The organism is Pseudomonas cremoricolorata (assembly GCF_000759535.1).
Lineage (GTDB): Bacteria > Pseudomonadota > Gammaproteobacteria > Pseudomonadales > Pseudomonadaceae > Aquipseudomonas > Aquipseudomonas cremoricolorata_A.
Genome location: NZ_CP009455.1, coordinates 921,054 through 942,056 on the forward strand (window position 1 = coordinate 921,054; position 21,003 = coordinate 942,056).

15 protein-coding genes are annotated in these 21,003 nt (G+C 65.0%); 5 read left to right on the forward strand and 10 right to left on the reverse strand.

The genetic code is table 11. From position 1 onward, the window contains the following. Nucleotides 1-44 precede the first annotated feature (44 nt). Entirely contained in the window at nt 45-929 is an 885-nt protein-coding gene (rarD, locus tag LK03_RS03920; protein ID WP_038411163.1) for an EamA family transporter RarD, read from the forward strand. Nucleotides 930-1,174: 245 nt separating this feature from the next. On the opposite strand, the gene LK03_RS03925 is transcribed toward rarD, so the two are convergent. Then, complete coding sequence (locus tag LK03_RS03925) at nt 1,175-1,693, reverse strand: glycine cleavage system protein R (protein ID WP_038411164.1); 519 nt, start codon at nt 1,691-1,693, stop codon at nt 1,175-1,177. Nucleotides 1,694-2,096: 403 nt separating this feature from the next. On the opposite strand from LK03_RS03925, the gene LK03_RS03930 reads away from it, so the two are divergent. Then, entirely contained in the window at nt 2,097-4,274 is a 2,178-nt protein-coding gene (locus tag LK03_RS03930; protein WP_038411165.1) for a malate synthase G, read from the forward strand. Between the two features lie 137 nt (nt 4,275-4,411). On the opposite strand, the gene LK03_RS03935 is transcribed toward LK03_RS03930, so the two are convergent. Then, a complete protein-coding gene (locus tag LK03_RS03935; RefSeq protein WP_081951547.1) occupies nt 4,412-4,915 on the reverse strand; it encodes a response regulator in 504 nt (167 codons plus the stop codon). 164 nt (nt 4,916-5,079) lie between these two features. On the opposite strand from LK03_RS03935, the gene LK03_RS03940 reads away from it, so the two are divergent. From LK03_RS03940 to LK03_RS03950, 3 genes are all read left to right on the forward strand, one after another. Then, nucleotides 5,080-7,017, forward strand: coding sequence for a putative nucleotidyltransferase substrate binding domain-containing protein (locus LK03_RS03940; RefSeq protein ID WP_038414597.1), 1,938 nt, complete (start codon nt 5,080-5,082; stop codon nt 7,015-7,017). Further along, nucleotides 7,014-7,724, forward strand: a complete 711-nt coding sequence (locus tag LK03_RS03945; RefSeq protein WP_038411167.1) for a 3'-5' exonuclease — start codon at nt 7,014-7,016, stop codon at nt 7,722-7,724. The genes LK03_RS03940 and LK03_RS03945 overlap by 4 nt, the downstream gene beginning before the upstream one ends. A gap of 111 nt (nt 7,725-7,835) precedes the next feature. After that, nucleotides 7,836-10,649 (forward strand): dermonecrotic toxin domain-containing protein, encoded by a 2,814-nt coding sequence (locus tag LK03_RS03950; protein WP_038411168.1) that lies wholly within the window; start codon nt 7,836-7,838, stop codon nt 10,647-10,649. Here the strand turns inward: LK03_RS03950 and LK03_RS03955 are convergent. The 8 genes from LK03_RS03955 to glnE all read right to left on the reverse strand — a co-directional run bounded on the left by LK03_RS03955 (nt 10,610) and on the right by glnE (nt 20,685). After that, the gene (locus tag LK03_RS03955; protein ID WP_038411169.1) at nt 10,610-12,052 is read right to left on the reverse strand and encodes a lipopolysaccharide kinase InaA family protein; all 1,443 of its coding nucleotides are present in this window, start codon (nt 12,050-12,052) and stop codon (nt 10,610-10,612) included. The two genes, LK03_RS03950 and LK03_RS03955, sit on opposite strands and share 40 nt — an antisense overlap. Next, nucleotides 12,052-12,804 carry a lipopolysaccharide kinase InaA family protein gene (locus LK03_RS03960; RefSeq protein ID WP_038411170.1) on the reverse strand — a complete coding sequence of 251 codons (753 nt, stop codon included), beginning with the start codon at nt 12,802-12,804 and terminating at the stop codon, nt 12,052-12,054. The genes LK03_RS03955 and LK03_RS03960 overlap by 1 nt, the downstream gene beginning before the upstream one ends. Then, entirely contained in the window at nt 12,801-13,535 is a 735-nt protein-coding gene (locus LK03_RS03965) for a lipopolysaccharide kinase InaA family protein (RefSeq protein ID WP_038411171.1), read from the reverse strand. The genes LK03_RS03960 and LK03_RS03965 overlap by 4 nt, the downstream gene beginning before the upstream one ends. Next, entirely contained in the window at nt 13,535-14,341 is an 807-nt protein-coding gene (gene rfaP, locus LK03_RS03970) for a lipopolysaccharide core heptose(I) kinase RfaP (RefSeq protein WP_038411172.1), read from the reverse strand. Before rfaP ends, LK03_RS03965 begins: the two co-directional genes overlap by 1 nt. Next, complete coding sequence (locus tag LK03_RS03975; RefSeq protein ID WP_038411173.1) at nt 14,338-15,462, reverse strand: glycosyltransferase family 4 protein; 1,125 nt, start codon at nt 15,460-15,462, stop codon at nt 14,338-14,340. Before LK03_RS03975 ends, rfaP begins: the two co-directional genes overlap by 4 nt. After that, the gene (gene waaC / locus LK03_RS03980; RefSeq protein WP_038411174.1) at nt 15,462-16,520 is read right to left on the reverse strand and encodes a lipopolysaccharide heptosyltransferase I; all 1,059 of its coding nucleotides are present in this window, start codon (nt 16,518-16,520) and stop codon (nt 15,462-15,464) included. The genes LK03_RS03975 and waaC overlap by 1 nt, the downstream gene beginning before the upstream one ends. After that, nucleotides 16,521-17,570 carry a lipopolysaccharide heptosyltransferase II gene (gene waaF / locus LK03_RS03985; RefSeq protein WP_038411175.1) on the reverse strand — a complete coding sequence of 350 codons (1,050 nt, stop codon included), beginning with the start codon at nt 17,568-17,570 and terminating at the stop codon, nt 16,521-16,523. A 184-nt stretch (nt 17,571-17,754) separates the two neighbouring features. Then, a complete protein-coding gene (gene glnE, locus LK03_RS03990; protein ID WP_038411176.1) occupies nt 17,755-20,685 on the reverse strand; it encodes a bifunctional [glutamate--ammonia ligase]-adenylyl-L-tyrosine phosphorylase/[glutamate--ammonia-ligase] adenylyltransferase in 2,931 nt (976 codons plus the stop codon). Nucleotides 20,686-21,003: the final 318 nt, after the last annotated feature.

A 21,003-nucleotide genomic window follows, 5' to 3' on the forward strand; every position in this document is an offset into this window, starting at 1 on the left:
TCTACACTACCCGCCGCTTCACCCTCACACAGCAAGGACCATCCATGCACGCCGCCAACCCGCGACGCGGGTATCTGCTGGGCCTGTCGGCCTACGTCATCTGGGGCTTGTTCCCGCTCTACTTCAAGGCCATCCAAAGCGTGCCGGCGCTGGAGATCATCCTGCATCGGGTGCTCTGGTCGGCGCTGTTCGGTGGCCTGATGCTGCTGGTGTGGAAGCACCCCGGCTGGTGGCGCGAGCTGCGCCAGAACCCGCAACGCCTGGCGGTATTGGCCCTGAGCGGCAGTCTCATCGCGCTGAACTGGCTGGTGTATGTGTGGGCGGTGAACAGCGGGCGCATGCTCGAAGCCAGCCTTGGCTACTACATCAACCCGCTGGTCAACGTGCTGCTGGGCATGCTGTTGCTCAATGAACGCCTGCGCCGCCTGCAATGGCTGGCGGTAGGCCTGGCCTGCGTCGGTGTGGCGCAACAGGTGTGGCAGGTCGGCAGCCTGCCCTGGGTGTCGCTGGCCCTGGCGTTGACCTTCGGCTTCTACGGCCTGATCCGCAAGAAGGCTCCGGTGGCCGCCTTGCCCGGCCTGGTGGTGGAAACCTGGATGCTGCTGCCGCTGGCGTTGGGCTGGCTACTGCTGCACCCCGGCATGGGCAGCGCGCAACCGGGCTTCTACCTGAGCAGCGAGGCGCTTTGGTTGATGGCGGCAGGCCCGGTGACGCTGGTGCCGCTACTGTGTTTCAACGCCGCTGCACGGCATTTGCCCTACACCACGCTGGGTTTTCTCCAGTACCTGGCACCGACGCTGGTGCTGGCCCAGGCGGTCTGGCTGTTCGATGAACACCTGTCGCCCAGTAGCCTGGTGGCGTTCATGTTCATCTGGGCTGCGTTGCTGGTCTACAGCATCGATACCTGGCTGATTCTGCGCAAACGCTGATCATTTTATGACCGAACCTCTGCAGGCCTTACGGCGCATGGCCTGCAGCGATGTCTCCAGAGCTTATCCACAGCGCCATCCCCGCCGTTTGTGCACAAGCGCCGGGGGTCTGTACATTTTCTAACCAAACCGCTACAGGCCAAGGGATACAAGGCCTACAGCGCTATCCCCCCAGCTTATCCACAAGGCAGTCCCCGGACATTCTGCATAACTTCGCCTGTGCACAACCGCTGTGGAAAACCACTTTAGCCCTCGGCGCGAACGCTCAGTTCCACCATCAGCTCATCGGCCAGGCCTTCCAGGCGCTGTTGCAAACGCTCGAGCGACAATTCAGCCGGCAGCGCCAGCACCGCTTCGGCGTGAAACAGCGGCTCGTTGCTCATGGGCGCGGGCTGTACCTGGGTACTGAGCCGTTCCACGTTCACTGCCAGTTGCGCTAGCACCCGGCTGATGTCACGAACGATCCCTGGGCGGTCGTTACCCACCAGTTCCATCCTCACCGTCTGACGCAGGTCGCTCGGCTCGCCGCCCCTTTCGGCGATCTGTACGCGAATGCCCCGGCTGGACAGCGCTCGCAGCGAGGTCAGCAGGCCGTCCCATTCGGCGCTGGGCACTGCCACGTTGACGATGCCAGCGAATTGCCCGGCCATGCGCGATAGGCGACTTTCCAGCCAGTTGCCCTGATGCTCACTGATGCAGTGCGCGACGCGTTCGACCAGGCCCGCCTGGTCGGCGGCGATGACAGTGATGACCAGATGCTCCACGTCACGCTCCTCATGGCAGTCAGGCGGACTTCGAGTATAGGCAATACGCGGCATCCTGCCGCAGAGAAGTCCACGACAATGATCGTGTACTGTTTAGAGATTTATCTGGAACAATCCACACGATTTTTGCGAACATGCTCCTTCCCAGCGTGACCTGGTACGACCAAAGGGTCGTCGAGCGACGCTTTTAGTCTGATGTTCACTGGCGAACGGCTTCATGTAGTATTCGCCGAACCGGACTACAAGATGTCCTCCGGTTGTCTGCCGAGGCGCCTGTACGCCGCCCTATGGCACATTTCACTGCCGTTTCCCGCCGCTCTCAGGGCATGTCCGGGAGGCGTGCGGAATGTGCGTTACAGGCTTTTTACGATGAGCGAAACAGCTGAGCAGAGTGAGGCAAGCAATGACTGAACACGTTCGAGTCGGTGGCCTTCAGGTCGCCAAAGTCCTGTATGACTTCGTCAATGACGAGGCCATTACAGGGACTGGCATGGTCGCCGCGCAGTTCTGGGACGGTGCCGAGAAGATCATCAACGACCTCGCTCCAAAGAACAAAGCACTGCTCGCCAAACGCGACGCACTGCAAGCGCAGATCGACGCCTGGCATCAGGCGCGCCAAGGCCAGGCGCACGACGCCGCCGCCTACAAAGCTTTCCTCCAGGACATCGGCTACCTGCTGCCACAAGCAGACGATTTCCAGGCCAGCACGCAAAACGTCGACGAAGAAATCGCCCACATGGCCGGCCCGCAACTGGTGGTGCCGGTGATGAATGCGCGCTTCGCCTTGAACGCTGCCAACGCCCGCTGGGGCTCGCTGTACGACGCGCTGTATGGCACCGACGCCATCAGCGAGGACGGCGGCGCGGAGAAAGGCCAGGGTTACAACAAGGTCCGCGGTGACAAGGTCATCGCCTTCGCCCGCGCTTTCCTCGACCAGGCGGCGCCGCTGAGCACTGGCTCCCATGCCGATGCCGTGGCCTACCGGGTGGAGGCCGGCAAGCTGGTGGTCGCACTCAAGGGCGGCAGCCACAGCGGCCTGCGTGACGCTGCGCAACTGATCGGCCTGCACGGCGACGGCGCCGCGCCCACCGCGCTGCTGCTCAAGCACAACGGCCTGCACTTCGAAATCCAGATCGACGCCAGCACTCCGGTCGGCAGCACCGATGCCGCAGGCGTCAAAGACATCCTCATGGAGTCGGCGCTGACCACCATCATGGACTGCGAAGACTCGGTCGCCGCCGTCGATGCCGACGACAAGGTGCTGGTCTACCGCAACTGGCTGGGCCTGATGAAGGGCGACCTGGCGGAAAGCATCAGCAAGGGCGGCAAGACCTTCACCCGCACCATGAACCCCGACCGCGAGTACACCGCACCCAACGGCGGCAGCGTGACCCTGCACGGCCGTTCGCTGCTGTTCGTGCGCAACGTCGGCCACCTGATGACCAACCCGGCGATTCTCGACGCCCAGGGCGAAGAGATTCCCGAAGGCATTCAGGATGCGCTGTTCACCGTGCTGGCCGCGGTGCACAACCTCAACGGCAATACTCAGCGCAAGAACACCCGCAGCGGCAGTGTGTACATCGTCAAACCGAAGATGCACGGCCCGGAAGAAGTGGCCTTCGCCGCCGAACTGTTCGCCCGCGTCGAGCAACTGCTGGGCCTGCCGGCCAACACCCTGAAGGTCGGCATCATGGACGAGGAACGCCGCACCACGGTCAACCTCAAGGCCTGCATCAAGGAGGCGGCCGAGCGTGTGGTGTTCATCAACACCGGCTTCCTCGACCGCACCGGTGATGAAATCCACACCTCCATGGAAGCCGGCGCGGTGGTGCGCAAGGGCGCCATGAAGAATCAGAAATGGATTGCCGCCTACGAAGACAACAACGTCGACGTGGGTCTTGCCACCGGCCTGCAAGGCCGCGCGCAGATCGGCAAGGGCATGTGGGCCATGCCTGATCTGATGGCGGCGATGCTGGAACAGAAGATCGCCCACCCGCTGGCCGGCGCCAATACCGCCTGGGTACCCTCGCCGACCGCCGCTACGTTGCACGCGCTGCACTACCACAAGGTCGACGTGCAGGCGCGGCAGGCCGAACTGGCCCAGCGCACCCCGGCATCGGTCGACGACATCCTGAGCATTCCGCTGGCCGCTGATACGAATTGGTCGGCCGAGGAAATCCGCAACGAACTGGACAACAACGCCCAGGGCATCCTCGGTTACGTAGTGCGCTGGATCGACCAGGGCGTGGGCTGCTCGAAGGTACCGGACATCAATGACGTCGGCCTCATGGAAGACCGCGCCACCCTGCGCATTTCCAGCCAGTTGCTGGCCAACTGGCTGCGCCATGGCGTGGTCAGTCAAGATCAGGTGCTGGAAAGCCTCAAGCGCATGGCCGCGGTGGTCGACCGGCAGAACGCCGGTGACGCGCTGTACCGTCCGCTGGCGCCGAACTTCGACGACAACATCGCCTTCCAGGCGGCGGTGGAGTTGGTCATCGAAGGCGCCAAACAGCCCAATGGCTACACCGAGCCGGTTCTGCACCGGCGCCGGCGCGAGTTCAAGGCGCGGCACGGGCGCTGAGTTGAGCTAGCTGTCAGGGCCGCTATGCGGCCGATCGCGGCTAAAGCCGCTCCTACAGTGGTCTGTAGGAGCGGCTTTAGCCGCGATGGACTGCAAAGCAGTCCCAATCACCCCCTCGAAAATGACCAGCAACACCCCTAGCCCCGCCCCCCTACCTCCAGCTTCAACTCTGTGCTCACCAGCTCCAGCAACCGCCCCAGATCCACCGGTTTGAGCAGCACATCCAGCACCCCGAGGTGCATGGCCTCGACCGCTTCCTGCACATCGGTATCCCCCGACACCACGATGATCGGCAGCTCTGCCCGTTGCGACACGCGCACGTGCCGGATCAGCGCCAGGCCGTCTTCCGGCGCCATGCGCAGGTCGGTGACCATCAGCCCGATGCGTGGATGCGCGGCAAGCTGAGCGAGCGCCTGAGCCGCGCCGTCTGCCATGCAGGTATCGATGCCGCGGCTGCGCAGGTAAACGGACAGCGCCTCACGATTGAGCGCATTGTCATCGACCACCAACACCAAAGGTGCCGGCTCATCGGGCGCGCTCACCGCAGCTAAGGCCTCGCGCTCGGCGTCGCTGAGGATGTCGTCATGCTCGCTCATGCTCATCTCGTCAAAAAACTTTCGTTCGCTCAGTTCAGACCGCATCTCAGTCTTGTGCCTACTGCCTTTCGTCGGGAATTTGACACCCCAACCTGCGCAAGCCCTTCCTAGACTTACGTCCAATGGGCAGCACCTGCCTGGCGGCCGACCATGGCCAAACAACAACGAGGCCCACGCCACCTGCGCGGGCCATGCATGCGGTCAGTGCGATGAGCAAACAGGACGCCTTCGATCAGGCTGGCAGAACAGCCGTGCTGCAGAACATTCAGGGCACGCTGCAGTTTCTGCAACGCTTCCCGCCGTTCAACCAGATGGAGCAGAGTCATCTCGCCTACCTGGTGGAACAGTGCCAACTGCGCTTTTATGCCAGCGGTGAAAGCATCGTCAAGCCTGCTGACGGACCGGTCACGCATTTTTTCATCGTCAAGCAGGGCCGAGTGGTCGGCGAGCGGCAGTCGGCCACCGGTGCCGATACCCACGCCACCTTCGAAATCACCAGCGGTGAATGCTTCCCCCTGGCCGCACTGCTTGGCGAACGCGCCACCCGCACCGAGCACCTGGCCGGCGAAGACACCTTCTGCCTGCAACTCAACAAAGCCGCGTTCATCCGCGTGTTCTCGCTGTCGGAGGTGTTCCGCGACTTCGCCCTGCGCGGCGTCAGCAGCCTGCTCGACCAGGTCAACCAGCAGGTGCGTCAGCGCGCCGTTCATACCTTGGGCAATCAGTACTCGCTCAACACTCCGCTGGGCGAACTGGCCATGCGGCATCCGGTGGTATGCGACGCCGACATGCCGCTGCGCGAGGCGGTCGGGCTGATGCACCAGCAGCAAGTCGGCAGCATTGTCATCGTCGACGCCCAGCGCTTCCCGACCGGCATCTTCACCTTGCGCGACCTGCGCCAGGTGGTGGCCGATGCCAGCGCCGACCTCAGCGCACCGATCGCCCGCCACATGACCGCCCGGCCGTTCTACCTCAGCCCCCAGGCCACCGCCTTCGACGCCGCCATGGCGATGACCGAGCGGCATATCGCCCACGTCTGCCTGGTCGATGAGCAGCGTCTGTGCGGGGTGGTGTCCGAGCGCGATCTGTTTTCCCTGCAACGGGTCGATCTGGTGCACCTGGCACGGACCATCCGTCACGCCGCACGCCTGGAAACCCTGGTGTCGCTGCGCGGTGAGATCGGCCAGCTGGTGGAAAGAATGTTGGCCCATGGCGCGTCGTCGTCGCAGATCACCCAGATCATCACCTTGCTCAACGACCACACCGTGTGCCGGGTCATCGAGCTGACCCTGGCCGAGCTGGGCGACCCCGGCGTTCCCTTTACCTGGCTGTGCTTTGGCAGCGAAGGCAGACGCGAGCAGACCCTGCACACCGACCAGGACAACGGCATTCTGTTCGAAGCCGCCAGCGCCAGCGAAGCCCAGACCCTCCGCCTGCGCCTGCTGCCCTTGGCGCAGCACATCAACCGCAGCCTGGCGCTGTGCGGCTTCACCCTGTGCAGCGGCAACATCATGGCTGGCAACCCGCAGCTGTGCCTGTCGCGCAGCGAGTGGGCGCTGCGCTTCGCCGGGTTCATCCGCGAGGCCAGCCCGGAGAACCTGCTCGGTTCGAGCATCTATTTCGACCTGCGCGCCGTATGGGGCGACGAACAAGGTTGTGAACACCTGCGCCAGGGCATCCTCGCCCAGGTCGCCGACAACCGCCTGTTCCAGCGCATGCTGGCCGAGAACGCCTTGCGTCAGCGCCCGCCGGTTGGGCGTCTGCGCGAGTTCGTGCTGACCCGCCAGGGCCACGACAAGGCCGCCACCCTCGACCTCAAGGTGCAGGGGCTCACGCCGTTCGTCGATGGCGCTCGCCTGCTGGCGCTGGCCCATGGCATCGCCGCCAATAACACTGTCGAACGTCTGCGCCAACTGGCCCGGCGCGAAGTCCTCGACGCGCTGGACGCCGCCGCCTTCGAGGAGGCGTATCACTTCATTCAGCAGACCCGCATGCAGCAGCACCAGCGCCAGACTCGCGATAACCAGCCCTACAGCAACCGGCTCGACCCCGACAGCCTCAATCAGCTCGACCGGCGCATCCTGCGCGAGTCGCTGCGTCAGGCCCAGCGCCTGCAAAGCAGCCTGGCGCTGTGTTACCAACTATGAGCCTGCTGAGCTGGCTGCGCGCCCCCGCGCCGACCCTGAGTGACGCGCTCAAGCAACGCCTGGCGCGGTTGCCCGTCCCCGCGCCCTGGCGTGACTGCAGCCTGCGCGAGCAGCGCTGGGTGGTGCTTGATCTAGAGACCAGCGGCCTGAACGTCAACCGTGACCAGGTGCTGTCGATCGGCGCAGTGGTGATCGACGATGGCGCCATCGACTTCGCCCAGCAGTTTGAACGGACCCTGCACCGGCCCGCGCAGAAGACCACCTCCAGCGTGTTGATCCATGGCCTGGGCCCCAGCGCCCTGGCCGCCGGCTGCGACCCCGCCGAGGCTTTGCTGGATCTGCTCGAATTCATCGGTGACAGCCCACTGCTGGCGTTCCACGCACCCTTCGACCAGCGCATGCTGGCCCGCGCCCTGAAGGACAGCCTCGGCCATCGCTTGCAGCATCCGTTCCTGGATGTCGCCGAACTGGCACCGATGCTCAATCCCGACACCGTGCTGCGCGAGGCTGGCCTGGACGACTGGATCACCCGTTTCGGCCTGCACGTGCAGGAGCGTCACCACGCCAGTGCCGATGCCCAGGTCACCGCTGAACTGATGCTCATCCTGCTCAGCCAGGCGCGCCGCCAACAGCTCGATAGCCCACTGCAACTTGAGCAGCAACTCAGCGCCTGGCGCCGGCGCATGGCCCATCACCCCAGTCTCTGACGAACGCAACGCCAGCGCCGGCGCTTTACCCGGCACGTGGTAATGGGCTACCGCCTGGGCCTACCGTCCAGGCGCCAGCGTTCGCGGCTCACTCATCACCGAGCCACTGCCATGAGCCTGGAACAATTCAAGGCCTTCGACCTGCAACTGAGCCAACTGCTTGATGCACCGCCCCAGCCGGACCCCACACTGCCACTGCCCCGCGCACGCCAGAATTATTTCGCGGCCCTTACTGACTACTGGCTGGCCGACCCTGACGGGACCGGCAATCGCCGCCAGCGCCTCGGCTCGATCCTCCGCCAGCAGTTGCTCGCGCAGATCGACCTGCGTATTGGCGACCACACGCTCGGCTCCGGACATGCCGACCTGCTGCGCGCGTGCTTGACCTCCCCGCTGCCCGCGCAGCGCCAGCAGACCCCAGCGGCGCAGCGCCCGCAGGTCTATCGGCCGCTGCTGGACATCACCACGCCCCATTGGCGCAGCCCGCTGCGCGGTGCGTTCGTGATCGTCGAAGGGGGGCCAGAGGGCAGCATGGCTGACCCTGGCCAGCCCAGCGAATATGCGCTGCTGTACAGCCTTTCCCACGGCATCGAAACCTTCCATGACTTGGCCGAACTGCACCTGGAACTGTTTGAGCGTCTGGATGACCCGCAGCAGAGCCGGCCTCTGCTGCACCTGCTCGACAGCCCCGCAGATCGCGAGAAAGCGCACAATGCCGAGCGACTGCGCTATGACTGGTTCAACGACGACCTCATACACGCTCAGGCACAGGCGGTGATCGACGCGCAGTATCATGCCCTGACACAGGCCTGGAACACCGCTGCCGAACAGCCCGCGCTGGACTGGCCCGCCCTGCAAGACCAACTGCGACGCACCGCTGACCTGCTGCCTTGGCTCGACAGCCGCTGCGCGTTGCAAACCCGGTACGGGCTGCTGCTGGAGCGCAACTCGCCCGCCTGGCTGAAAAATGCCTCAGCCCAAGGCCTGACCCACATCATGCAGACCATGCAGGAGCTGGTCATCGCCATCGATCGCGCAGCGGCGCCAGGAATTCTCAGCCTCGCCCAGTTCGCAGAACGCGAGAGCTTGCTGGCCTGGACCTGTGACCGTCTGCGCAGTGAACTGCGCCAGCGCCATCAGCTCGATCTCGATCCACAGGCGGTCTATGTCAGCGTAACCCTGGCACGCCAGCGTGGCCCGGTGACCCATCCCGGTGTAACCACTGGCTGGATTCCAGTGGCCGCCCGCCCACAGGTGGGCGATACCATCGAGCTGGTCAGACAAACCTATCGCCTCGATGAGCTGGCGCTGCTCAATATCTCCCTGCTCGACATCGACTACTGGCTAACGGCACGGGTTCACGACAAGGACGACAACACACTGACGGGCATCAGCCCCAGTCAGGTGAAGCAGATGGTCCGCGCCTTGAATGTGGGTGACAGCTATAGCCATTACCTGCGCAAGCATTTGCTGACTTCGCTGGAAGCGCAATGGCGCCGCGAGCACTATGAGGCGATCAGTTGCGCGCGGATGCGCGCCGAGGTCGTCAAGGCCCGCTACGCCGGGCATTTTCTCGAAGACCCGTTCGAACGCGGGTTTGCCTGGGCCACGCTGGTCATCGATCACCCAGACAGCCAGACGCGCGAGTCACTCGACGCGCCGAAGCTCAGCGTCCGCCAATTGCTGATCGCCGGGCACACGCTGCACGACGTCATGCTGATCACGCCAGACGCGCCGACCAGCACGCGCCTGCTGGCCTACACCCCAGATGCGCCCGATCGCCGCGCATGGCGCGAGTTTCGCAATGCCCGGCACCTGCTGCGCACCCTGCGCGAAAAACCGCACCTGCGTGAGTATGTGCAGGATCGGCTGCCCATGCTCGAGCGCGATCAGGTCGAACGCTGGCTGACCAAAGGCGGCCTGGGCGCCATCGCGCAGCGTCCCGTGATCAGCGGCGACTTCCAGCAGGCCCGTTACCGCGCCGAGGTCAACGCACTGATCGCAGCCGTCGATGCGAGCACCTACACCCGCCTGGAACTGTTGGGCGAGTTCAGCCTGCACGCCTTTTCGGTCCTGCTTGACCTGGTGAGCCTGGTACTGCCAGCGCGGGGACTCACGGCGTTGGCGGTCGCCCGCGCCCTGCTCTCGGTAATCGACACCGAGAAAGCCTTCGGCAAGGATGATCGGGTAGGGGTGCTGAAACACTTGGTCGAGGCATTCACCCATGCCAACGACGCAGTCAACAGCATCGGCGGCACCACGGTGATTCGACGAGCGATCCGTGCGATCCCGCCAACCCCACCGCTCAAACTGCCGACATCGGCAGCGGTGCGGGTCAATACCGACCGCCTTCACTACCGGGTCGATGGCATCCACAAAGAGGGCATCTATGAACAGCGCTCGCCCTACCCAGGACTGAGCCTGTACTTCATCAGAGATGCCTCGGGCACCAATTATCAAGTGGCCTTCGACGGCTATCGCTGGCGGGTGGTCGATCCGCGCATGCCCGATGCCTACATCAAGGTGCCCGTCATGCGCTGCGCGAATGGCGAATGGGTCGTGGATTCTCCGGTGCTGTGGTTCGACGGCCTGCCCGACCTGCAAGCGCTGTTCGACCACTGCCGGCTCAGCGCCGTCCCGACAGAGGGCCAGGCGCAGTCGGCAGACGGCCTGTTTCAGCTCGATGAGCAGGTGTACCTGCGCGCCGGTGCACACGCCTTACCGCTGCGCAAGCACTTGCTCGATGATCACTACCACCTGCTGATTCCCAGGCAATCGCCACAGGGCGCGACCGCCTGGGCGATCCTGCGCTGGCACAACGATCAGTGGCGCGTCCGTGTCCGCCAGCCTGGTCGCAGCAGCGACTGGCTGGCGCTGCCGCAGGCTTATGCAGTGAGGCGCGGCAACGCGGCGTCGAGCCGCTGATGCAAGGCACTGCCACTCGGCCAGTTACGCAGCAGACGGGCGCGGTCACGCCCATAGGCGCTGGCGAAGCTGAGCTGAGTGGCGTGCTGACACATGGCATCGAGGTCGATCAGTGACCACTGGCCGTCCTGCCAGAACAAGTTGTGCCCCTTCATGTCGCCGTGGCTGATGCGCGCGGCGATCAGTTGCTGCATCAACTGCACCAGGGCCTGCACCTGCTCGTCTGGCGCTGCGCCGCTGTCGACGTAGGGTGCGAAGCTGGCGGTGAGGTCGGAACCCTCGGCATATTCAGTGAGCAAATAGGCGCGGCTGCGCAGGCCCAGCACGCGCTGCTCGAGCACCGCCAAAGGCTTGGGCGTGGCAATGCCCAGGCACTCCAGGCGATGCCCCTCGATCCACGAATGCCAGGCCCGGCTCGGGCGCCAGAAGCGCTTGAACCAGTGCGCGGTGTTCTTGATGTTGTAGCGCTTGAGCACCAATGGCCGACCATCGACTTCGATGCGCGCCACGCTGGCGGCGCCACCGGTCTTGTACAGGTGACCCTGGTCGAGCAGCGCGTCGGCCTGCGCCAGCACCGGGGCCAGGTTAGCGGCCTCGTTGCGGCGAATGGCCTGCAAACCCGACAGCGAACGCTCGACGCTGAACAGCGTGCAGTCGCGTCCGGCCTTGTCCAGGTAGTCCTTGAGCCGCCAAGTGCGCACCTTGTCGATCTGCTTTTGCAGCGCTTCGAGCGGCAGGGCATGCTCGGCATTGCTCAGCAGGTAGTGCACCAACAGCTCTTCGAGAAAGGGTTCGAGGCGCTTGGGCAACTGGGCGAACAACACCCCGAGGTTTTCCAGCACGCGCTGACGCGACAACGGCTGGCCGGGGGTTTCGGCTTTGACCCCGCCACCGTCGATCAGGTACAGCTCGCCACCCTGGCGCAGCAGGTTGTCCAGGTGCAGGTCGTCCTGCCACAGCCCCACCGCGTGCATCTTCGCCACCGCAGCCAGGGCTTCACCCAACACCTGCTGCTGCGCGTCGGCCAGCGGCGTCAGGTGCTGCACGTCTTGCCAGGCCTGGCCCAGGCTTTGCGCATCGTCGAGAAACTCGAACAGCAGCCAGCCGCCTTCATGGTCGACCAGGCCATCGGCCAGCAGCGTTGGCGTCTTCAGCCCTTGCGCGGCCAACAGGCGTGCACCTTCAAGCTCGCGCTGGAAGTGCCGCGCCGCGTTGCTGCCGACCAGCAGCTTGGCCAGCACTGGCGTGTCGCGCCAGGTGGCGGCGCCGACATAACGCTGGCCAGGCAGTACACGCAACAGGCGATGCAGGCGCAAGTCGCTGGGCCCGGCGGCATCTTCCAGGCGAACACTCAAGGGCAGGCTCGGGCTGCGCCCGGCCTGGGTCAGTTCGGACAAACGCATCAACGGGCCTCTTTGTCGTGGCGGCGGCGGGTCAGACGTTGCAGCCAGTCGCCGACCAGGGCGCTGTCGGCAGGCTGGGCCAGGTAGGCGCCAAGCAGGCTGCGCACGTCTCCCTCGCTCCAGACCCTGGCGCGGCGCAACAGCGGCTCCAGGTCCTTGAGGCGGTCGCGCTGGCCGAGCAGCAAGGGCCGGGTCTTTTCCAGGTCGATCAACTGCGCCAGCCAGCCATCGCGGCGCTCACGCAGGAAAATATGCTTGGGGTAGAAGCAGCCATGCACCTGACCGGCAGCGTGCAGGGTGCGCGCCAGTTCGCCACAGGCGCGCAGGATGCCGGCGCGGCGTTCGGCGGGCAGTTGTAGCCACTGGCCGAGCAGGCTGTCGAGGTCTTGCCAGTCGTCCAGGGCGCGGGTCAGCAGAATGGCACGGTGCCCGTCCTTGCCCTTGCGCTGGCCGAAGAACACCGCTTGCAGCGCCGGAATCGCCAGCTTCTGGTAGCGGCTGATGTTGCGAAACTCGCGGGCGAAGGTGGGCTCGCCGAACGGCGCGTGCAGCGTGCGGGTGAAATAATCGCGCTGGCGCTTGAGGTAGTAGCCCTTGCCTTCGAGCTCCAGGCGATAGACGCTGCTCCAGCCGCCGCGGCCGGTGTTGGGTTCGTCGACGGCATCGAGCTGCAAGGCCCACAGCGCCTCGAAATCATTCAGGCCATGACGCTGCAACAGGGCAAGGTCACTGCTGGCCAGGTAATCGGTCATTCCCGTCCCTCGAAAAAGCCCAGCACCTGGCGCACCCGCTGTTTATCGTGGGCGTTGAGGCGCTGGTGGCCGCGGTATTGCAGGTAGAAGCGCAGGCGCTGGGTTGCCGACAGGTGATACTTGGCCACCTTGTCCAGGCAGGCCAGGTCCTTGATGACCCGGTGACGGAGCATGAAGCCGCGCCAGAAGTCCCCGGTCGGACAGTCGATGAAATACACCGTGGCCTGGTCGTCGACCAGCAGGTTGCGCCACTTCAGGTCATTGTGGGTGAAGTGATGGTCGTGCATCACCCGCGTGTGCCGGGCCAGTTGCCGGCTGAGGTGGTCGACCCAGGCGCGGTCGGCCAGGCGCGCATCGTTGCGCTCGGCCAGCACCGAGAGGTCTTCGGTGCGCGGCAGCTCACGGGTGATCATCGCGCCACGGCCAAAGCCCAGACCGTTGCGTTCCAGGCCCCAGGCCACCACCTCGGCAGTGGGGATGCCCCACTTGGCGAACTGCTTGAGGTTCTGCCACTCGGCCTTGATGCGCGGACGCCCCAGGTAACGACGCAGGCCCTTGCCAGCGCCGGTGTAGCGTTTGACGTAGTAATTGACGCCTTCACGCTCGATGCGCACCACTTCACTGAGCGGGTCACGGGTCAGGCGTTCGCCTTGCAGGGCGAACACCGCATCGAGGCTGCCGAAGTCTGCTGCAAGGCGCGCGTAATCCGCCGCCAATGTCCAACCGGCCATCAGAGTGCATCCCCATAGCGCTGTTTACGCGCATAGAGTTTTTGCGCCTTGCGCTCGAGGAACGCCAGCAACGCCGCTTCATCACGCAGCACTTCGCGCAACGGGCGCTGGAAATAGCCGCGCAGGAAACGCAGCTTGTCGCGTCGGGTCAGGCCGATGTCCAACGCCGAGAAATACAGCGCGGCGAGGTCCTTGTCGCGCCAGCGGCGGCTGATGCGGGCGCGGGTTTGCGCGCGGTGCAGGTCGATCAGCGACAGTTTCAGTTGCCCCGGCACTATTGGCCGGTCGGTGTGCAGCAGGAAGTGGCAGATGTAGCAATCGCGGTGATTGACCCCAGCGCGGTGCATGGTGCCGGTCATCTTCGCCACCTCGGCGATCAGCGCGTGCTTCAAGCCCGGCGCCGGCGGCTGTCGCTGCCAGTCGAGGCTGAAGTCTTCCAGGCTGATGGTCGGTGCCAGTTCTTCGGTGACGATGAACGAGTGCTGGGTGGCCGGGTTGCTGCCACGCTCGCCGAAAGCGACCGCAGTCATGGTCGGCACGCCGGCCTGGTGCAGGCGCTCCAGAGCACGCCATTCCTGACCGGCACCGAGTACCGGCAGCTTGGCGCTGAACAGGTTCTTGAAGATCTCCCCCCAGCCGATGCCGCGGTGAATCTTCACGAAGTAACCGTCGCCAGCCACTTCGGTGCGCAGCGTGCGCCGGCCTTCGAGTTCGCGGTACACCTCACCGTCGAGTGCTTCGACGGCGTCGAACGGGTCGCGCCCGGCCCACAGGCGCTTGAACGGCTCGGCCAGTATCAGCTTCATGGGCGCTCCTGGCCGAGGATCACGTCGGCGGCATGCTGCGGCATGCTGTAGAGGTCGGCGCTGTCTGCGAAGGCCAGGCCATTGCGCGTCCATTCGGCGCGCGCTTCGGGGCGTTCGAGCATGTCTTGCAGGTAGCCATTGAGCTGCTCCTGGGCGAATGGCTCATCGAGCACTCGGCCGGCAGCGGCCTCTTCGATGTAGTGGGCGTAGCCGCACACCCGCGACACCAGCACCGGCAAACCGGCCACCAGCGCTTCGAGCAGCACGGTGCCGGTGTTCTCGTTGTAGGCCGGATGAATCAGCAGGTCGGCGCCGAGCAGAAAGCGCGGAATATCGCTGCGCCCCTTGAGGAACTGCACCTGCTCGCCCAGGCCCAGGGTCGCGCTTTGCAACTGGAACACCTTGGGGTCGTCCTGGCCGATGACCATCAGCCGGGTGCGTTTGCGCAGCTCGGCCGGCAATGCCGCAAGGGCCTTGAGGCTGCGGTCCAGGCCCTTGGTCTTGAAGCCCGAGCCGATCTGCACCAGCAGCAGTTGGTCATCGCCCAGGGCGAATTCCTGACGAAACGCCGCGCGAATCTCAGCGGCGTTGTCTGGCGCACGGCGGTCGTGGGAAATCCCCGGCGGCAGCAGGTGGAAGCGTTCGGCGGGGGTGTTGTAATGCTTGACGAACAGCGGTTGCTGGACCTCGGAAATCATCAGGATCTGCGTGGCCGAATCCTCGGCGAAAACCGCTCGCTCGTACTCGGCAAAATGCCGGTAGCGGCCCCAGCGCCGGTACAGGTTGCCGCGCAGGGTCTGCGCCTTGTCTTCGAAGCAGCCGTCAGCGGCGTAGTAGACATCAAGGCCCGGCATCTTGTTGAAGCCGATCAGGCGGTCGACCGGGCGCTTGGCCAGATCAGCCTCCATCCAGGCGCTGAGTTTTTCATTGCGGCGGTGGTTGAACAGCGCCTTGACCGGCGCGACCTGCACCTCGAAGCCCGGCGGAATATCGCCTTCCCAGATCAGCGTGTACACACGAATCCGATGCCCACGGCGCTGGCACTCCAGGGCAATGCGCATGAAGTCGCGTTGCAGGCCGCCAAAGGGGAAATACTTGTAGAGCACGAAAGCCAATTGCATCAACGGACATCCTCAGCCAGCAGCAGCGCGCTCAGGCGGCTCGCCACATGCTCGGGATTCAGGCGAGTGAAGCACAGCGGCCACTCGCGTTTGAGATCGAACCGGCGCAGGTCCTCGGCGCTCGGTTGGTAAGTGCATTTCTTCTGCAGGCACGGCGCACAGGGAAAATCACTGCCCTGGTGCACCTGGCTACGCCCGTAGGCGCCGGTCAGGCCCGGATTGGTCGGGCCGAACAACGAGATGGTCGGCACATCCAGTGCCGCCGCCAGGTGGCCAAGACCGGTGTCCACGGCGATGCAGGCCTTGGCCGCTGCCAATACCCGGGCCACACCCACCAGGTTCAGGCGCGGCAGCACCTGGCAGTGCGCGAGGCCCGCGGCGATGCGCTCGGCGCGGGCCTTTTCCTCGGCGTTGCCCCACGGCAGGCAGACCTGCAGCTTGCGCGGCCCCATGCGCTCGGCCAGCTCTCGCCAATAGGCTTCGGGCCAGTGCTTGGTGGCCCAGGTGGTGCCATGCAGGAACACCACGTAGGGGGCGGTGGGCGGCAGTTGCAGGCGCGCCCGATCCAGGCCGTAGTCGCCCAGCCCTTCCGGCAGGTCGTAGGCCAGGGCCAGGGCGAACAACTGCCGCACCCGCTCCACGGCATGCTGGCCGACGGCAACCGACAGGCGCCGATCATAGAAGCGGCTCGACAGCCCTTCGCGGGCCGAGTAACGGTCGAGCCCGGCCACCGGGGCCTTGACCAGCCGGGTCAGCCAGGCGGATTTGAGCAGGCCCTGGGCGTCGATCACCAAGTCGTAGCGGTGGGCGCGCAGACGCTGCTTGAAAGCTTTCCACTCGCCGTTCTTGAGGGTTTGCCAGACGTTCTTGCGCCAGCGGCGGATGGCCACTGGGATGACCTGGTCGACCGCCGGGTGCCAGGCCGGAATCTCGGCGAAGCCCTCCTCCACCACCCAGTCGAAGCGGATGCCGGGCAAGGCCTTGGCGGCATCGGTGAGCGCCGGCAGGGTGTGGATCACATCGCCAAGCGATGAGGTCTTGATGATCAGTACCCGCACTTAGTCGACCTCGGCCAAAACATCGATCAGTTGGCCGCCGTCGAGGCGTTGCAGGGCCGCGATCACCGCCTGTGGCTCGAGCAGGCGCAAACAGTTGTAGTGGCCGAAGCGGCAGGTGCGGTCGAAGCACGGGCTGCATTCCAGGCCCAGGCGCACCACCTCGACCTGCTCGGCCAGCGGCGGCGTGAAGCCCGGCGAGGTCGAGCCGTATACCGCCACCAGCGGGCGGTTGAGGGCGGCGGCCACGTGCATCAGTCCGGAATCGTTGGAAACCACCGCGGCTGCGCAGGACATCAGGTCGATGGCCTCGGCCAGGGAGGTTTCGCCAGCCAGATTGACCGACTCTTCACGCAGACCCGGAATCAGCCGCGCGCGAATCGACTCGCCCACCGGGTGGTCGTTCTTCGAGCCGAACAGCCACACCTGCCAGCCCTGACGCACCAACGCATCGGCCACCTCGGCGTAGTGCTCGGCCGGCCAGCGCTTGGCCTCACCGAACTCGGCCCCCGGACACAGCGCCAGCACCGGGCGGTCGAGGCTCAGGCCGAACTTGGCCAGGGCGGCCTCACGGCTGGCAGTTTCGATACGCAGTTCGGGGCGTGGGTAAGGCTGCGGCAGCTCGGCGCCCGGCTCGTAGGCCAGCGCCATGAAGCGTTCGATCATCAGCGGGTAGCGGGCTTTGTCGAGCTTGCGCACGTCGTTGAGCAGACCCCAGCGCATTTCGCCGCGCCAGCCGGTGCGCTGGCCAATACCCGCGAAGAACGGCACCAGCGCCGACTTCATCGAGTTGGGCAGCAGGATGGCCTGGTCGTACTGACCGGCCAGGGATTTGCCGATGCCCCGGCGCGTGCCGAGCTCAAGCGCACCGTGGCCGAGCGGGAAGCTCAAGGCCTGGCGCACTTCGGGCATGCGCTCGAGGATCGGCCGGCTCCAATCGGGGGCCAGCACGTCGATGACGCAGTCGGGATGTCGCTGCTTCAGACACTGGAACAGTGTCTGGGCCATCACCATGTCGCCGACCCAGCTCGGGCCAATGATCAGTATTCTCATGCTTAGTCCACAAACGCGCGGGAAGGCTCGGTGCAGGTCATAACCGAGTCCGGCACGGCCGCCCCTCTTTATAGTCAGGCTCAATGGCGCACAGTGTACCACCCACACCCCGGGAGGCGATTCCCCACGCTTCGACCCGGCCGATCCATGCTGTGAGCCCGCTGGATCGACCCGGCCTGCTGGCCTACAAGCCCAACTGCGCCCAGATTCGCTGCACCTGCCGACGCTCGTCGATGAACTGGCTGGCGTCGATGACCCCGGCCTGCTTTTGCAGGGCCTGGCGGTGCGAAGCCGAGCGGAAGGCCTTGTACACCTCGCGCAGCAGCTCAGCGTCGGCCGCCGGCAGCAGCCCGGCCTGCTGCAGCTCTTCGAGAAGGCGGATGTTATCGGTCCAGCGCAGCAGCTCGGGGTGATCGTGGGACCACGCCAGGGCGGCGTACTGCACCATGAACTCGATGTCGACGATGCCGCCGGCATCCTGCTTGAGGTCGAACGGCACCCCGGCGTCGAAGGCATTGGCCGCCGTGCCGGCAGCGCTGATTTTGCTGCCTAGGCTGGCGCGCATCTTGGCGCGCATGTCGCTGACCTCGCTGCGCAGGGTGTCGAGGTCGCGCGCCTTGCCCAGCACCTTGGCACGCACCGCCTCGAATGCCTTGCCCACCTGCGGGCAACCCACCAGCACCCGCGCCCGCACCAGCGCCTGATGCTCCCAGGTCCAGGCTTCGTTCTGCTGGTAGCGCTCGAAGGCGCCCAGCGAACTGACCAGCAGGCCCGAGGCGCCCGAGGGCCGCAGACGCATGTCGACGTCGTAGAGTTGCCCGGAGTTGGTCTGGGTGGTCAGCAGGTGAATGATGCGCTGGCCCAGACGGGTGAAGAACTGCGCGCTGTCGATGGGCTTGGCACCGTCGGTTTCGGCGTTCGGGTCACCGTCATGGATGAACACCAGGTCCAGGTCAGAGCCGTGCCCCAGCTCGATGCCGCCGACCTTGCCATAGCCGACGATGATGAAGCCTGGGTCACACAGCGCGCCGTCATTGCCCATCGGCTGGCCGTGGCGAGCGACGGTCTGGCGCCAGGCCAGGGCCAGCACCTGGTCGAGAATCGCCTCGGCCAGCCAGGTCAGATAGTCGCTGACCTTCATCAGCGGCAGGTTTCCGGTGATTTCCGAGGCCGCCACGCGCAGGCTGTGGGCCAGTTTGAAATGGCGCAGCGCCTCCATCTGCTGTTCCAGATCATCTTCGGGAATGCGCATCAGCCGCTCGCGCAGCTCGCTGGCCAGCTCCGGCGCCAGCGGCGGGCTGAACAGCCGACCTTCGTTGAGCAGCTCATCGAGCAGCAACGGGAAGCGGGTGATCTGCTCGGCGATCCACGGGCTGGCCGCGCACAGCGTCAGCAGGCGACGCAGTGCGCCGGGGTTTTCCGTCAGCAGCACCAGGTAGGCCGAGCGCCGGGCGACGGCTTCGACCAGCGGCAGTACCCGTTCCAGTACCAGGTCTGGGTTGTCGTGCTCCACCGCCTGGGCCAGCAGCCGCGGAATGAAGGCATCCAGGCGTTCACGGCCAATACGCTGCATCGAACGCAGCGACGGGCTGGTACGCAACCCGGTGAGCCGGCGCAGCGCCTCGGCTGGCTGCCGCAGGCCGGCTTCCTGCAACTGACGGCAAGCCGCCTCTTCATCCTGGGCCTGTTCCCACAGCGGCGACCATTCGCCGCCGACTACCAGTTCACCTTCGGCCTCGTCTTCGTCGGGGTCGGCGATCACCTGGCGGAAGTGCCAGTCGATGCGCCCACGCCAGTGCATCAGCTGGCTGTGGAACTGCGCCCAGTCGGCGAAGCCAAGCATATAGGCGACGCGCTCACGGTCCTGCTCGTCGTCCGGCAGCATCTGCGTCTGGCGGTCGGCGATGGCCTGGATGGCGTGTTCGGTGTAACGCAGAAATTCGTAGCCGTCGCGCAGCTCGGCAACCACAGCGCCCGGCAGATAGCCCTGGCCTTCGAGGGTCGCCAGCACCTTGAGCAACGGCCGCTGTTGCAGGCTGAGGTCGCGCCCACCGTGAATCAGCTGGAAGGCCTGGGCGATGAATTCCACCTCGCGGATGCCACCGGCACCGAGCTTGATGTTGTCGGCCATGCCCTTGCGCCGCACTTCCTGCTGAATCAGCTGCTTCATGGTGCGCAGCGCTTCAATGGCCGAAAAGTCCAGGTAACGCCGGTACACGAAGGGTCGCAGCATCTCTTGCAACTGCGCACCGGCAGCTTGATCGCCAGCCACGACGCGGGCCTTGATCATGGCGTAGCGTTCCCAGTCGCGGCCTTGGTCCTGGTAATACTGTTCGAGGGCATTGAAGCTCAGCACCAGGGCGCCGGACGAGCCATACGGGCGCAGGCGCATGTCGACGCGGAACACGAAGCCATCGACGGTCACCGGGTCCAGCGCCTTGATCAGCCGCTGGCCTAGGCGGGTGAAGAACTCCTGGTTGTCCAGCGGGCGCTTGACCCCTTCGGTTTCGCCGCCTTCCGGGAAGGCGAAGATCAGGTCGATGTCCGACGACAGGTTCAGCTCCCCGGCGCCGAGCTTGCCCATGCCCAGCACCACCATGTGCTGGGCCAGGCCGCTGCGCCGACCGACCGGGGTGCCGAACTGCTGGCAATGGCGCGGGTACAGCCACTGATAGGCCTGGTCGATACAGGCGTCGGCCAGGTCGGAGAGGTCGCGGCAGGTTTCCCCGAGCGCCGCCTGGCGGGTGATGTCGCGCCAGATGATCCGCACTTGCTGACGGTTGCGCTCGCGGCGCAGGCTGCGCGCCAGATCATCCTCACTCTGCGCCGCCTGGGCTATGGCGGTGATGCGCGCGCGCAGCTCACCGGCGGCATAGGCCCGCGCCAGCGTGCCGCTTTCGAGCAGCTCCAGAAGCATGCCCGGCTCGCGCTGGGTCTGTTGCATGACGAAATCGCTGGCCGCGGCAACCTGATCGAATTGCCGGCGCTGCTCGGCGCTCAAGCGTTGCAGGTCGAGCCCGGGATGGACGGCGGTGGCTTCTTCGAGGAACTGTTGATTACGCACGACCAGCGGTCGGAGGATGACAGGCAGATCGAGCGGCAAAGGCTGGCGCATGGTCTATCCTAGATCGGCATTTGGGAAGGGTGAGCGTCCGGCCAAGGAAAAAGGCAGCCGGGCAAAATTGTATACAAAAGTTGTAAATAGCTTAAAAGGCAAAAATCAAGGCAGGAAAATTCAAAAACCGTCCCCTTGAAAGTAATTTTTTGGGTACGGGAACGATTTTTCCCACAAGCGAAGGTGCGATCGAACATCGCTTCTCTGTAGTTTTACTACTACCCCTTCTCTGCAAAAGCATGAAATCCGAAAGCATTTGTAGTAAAACTACACGCCGCCGAAAGACACTACGGCAATCCAAGAATTCACGACGTCTGC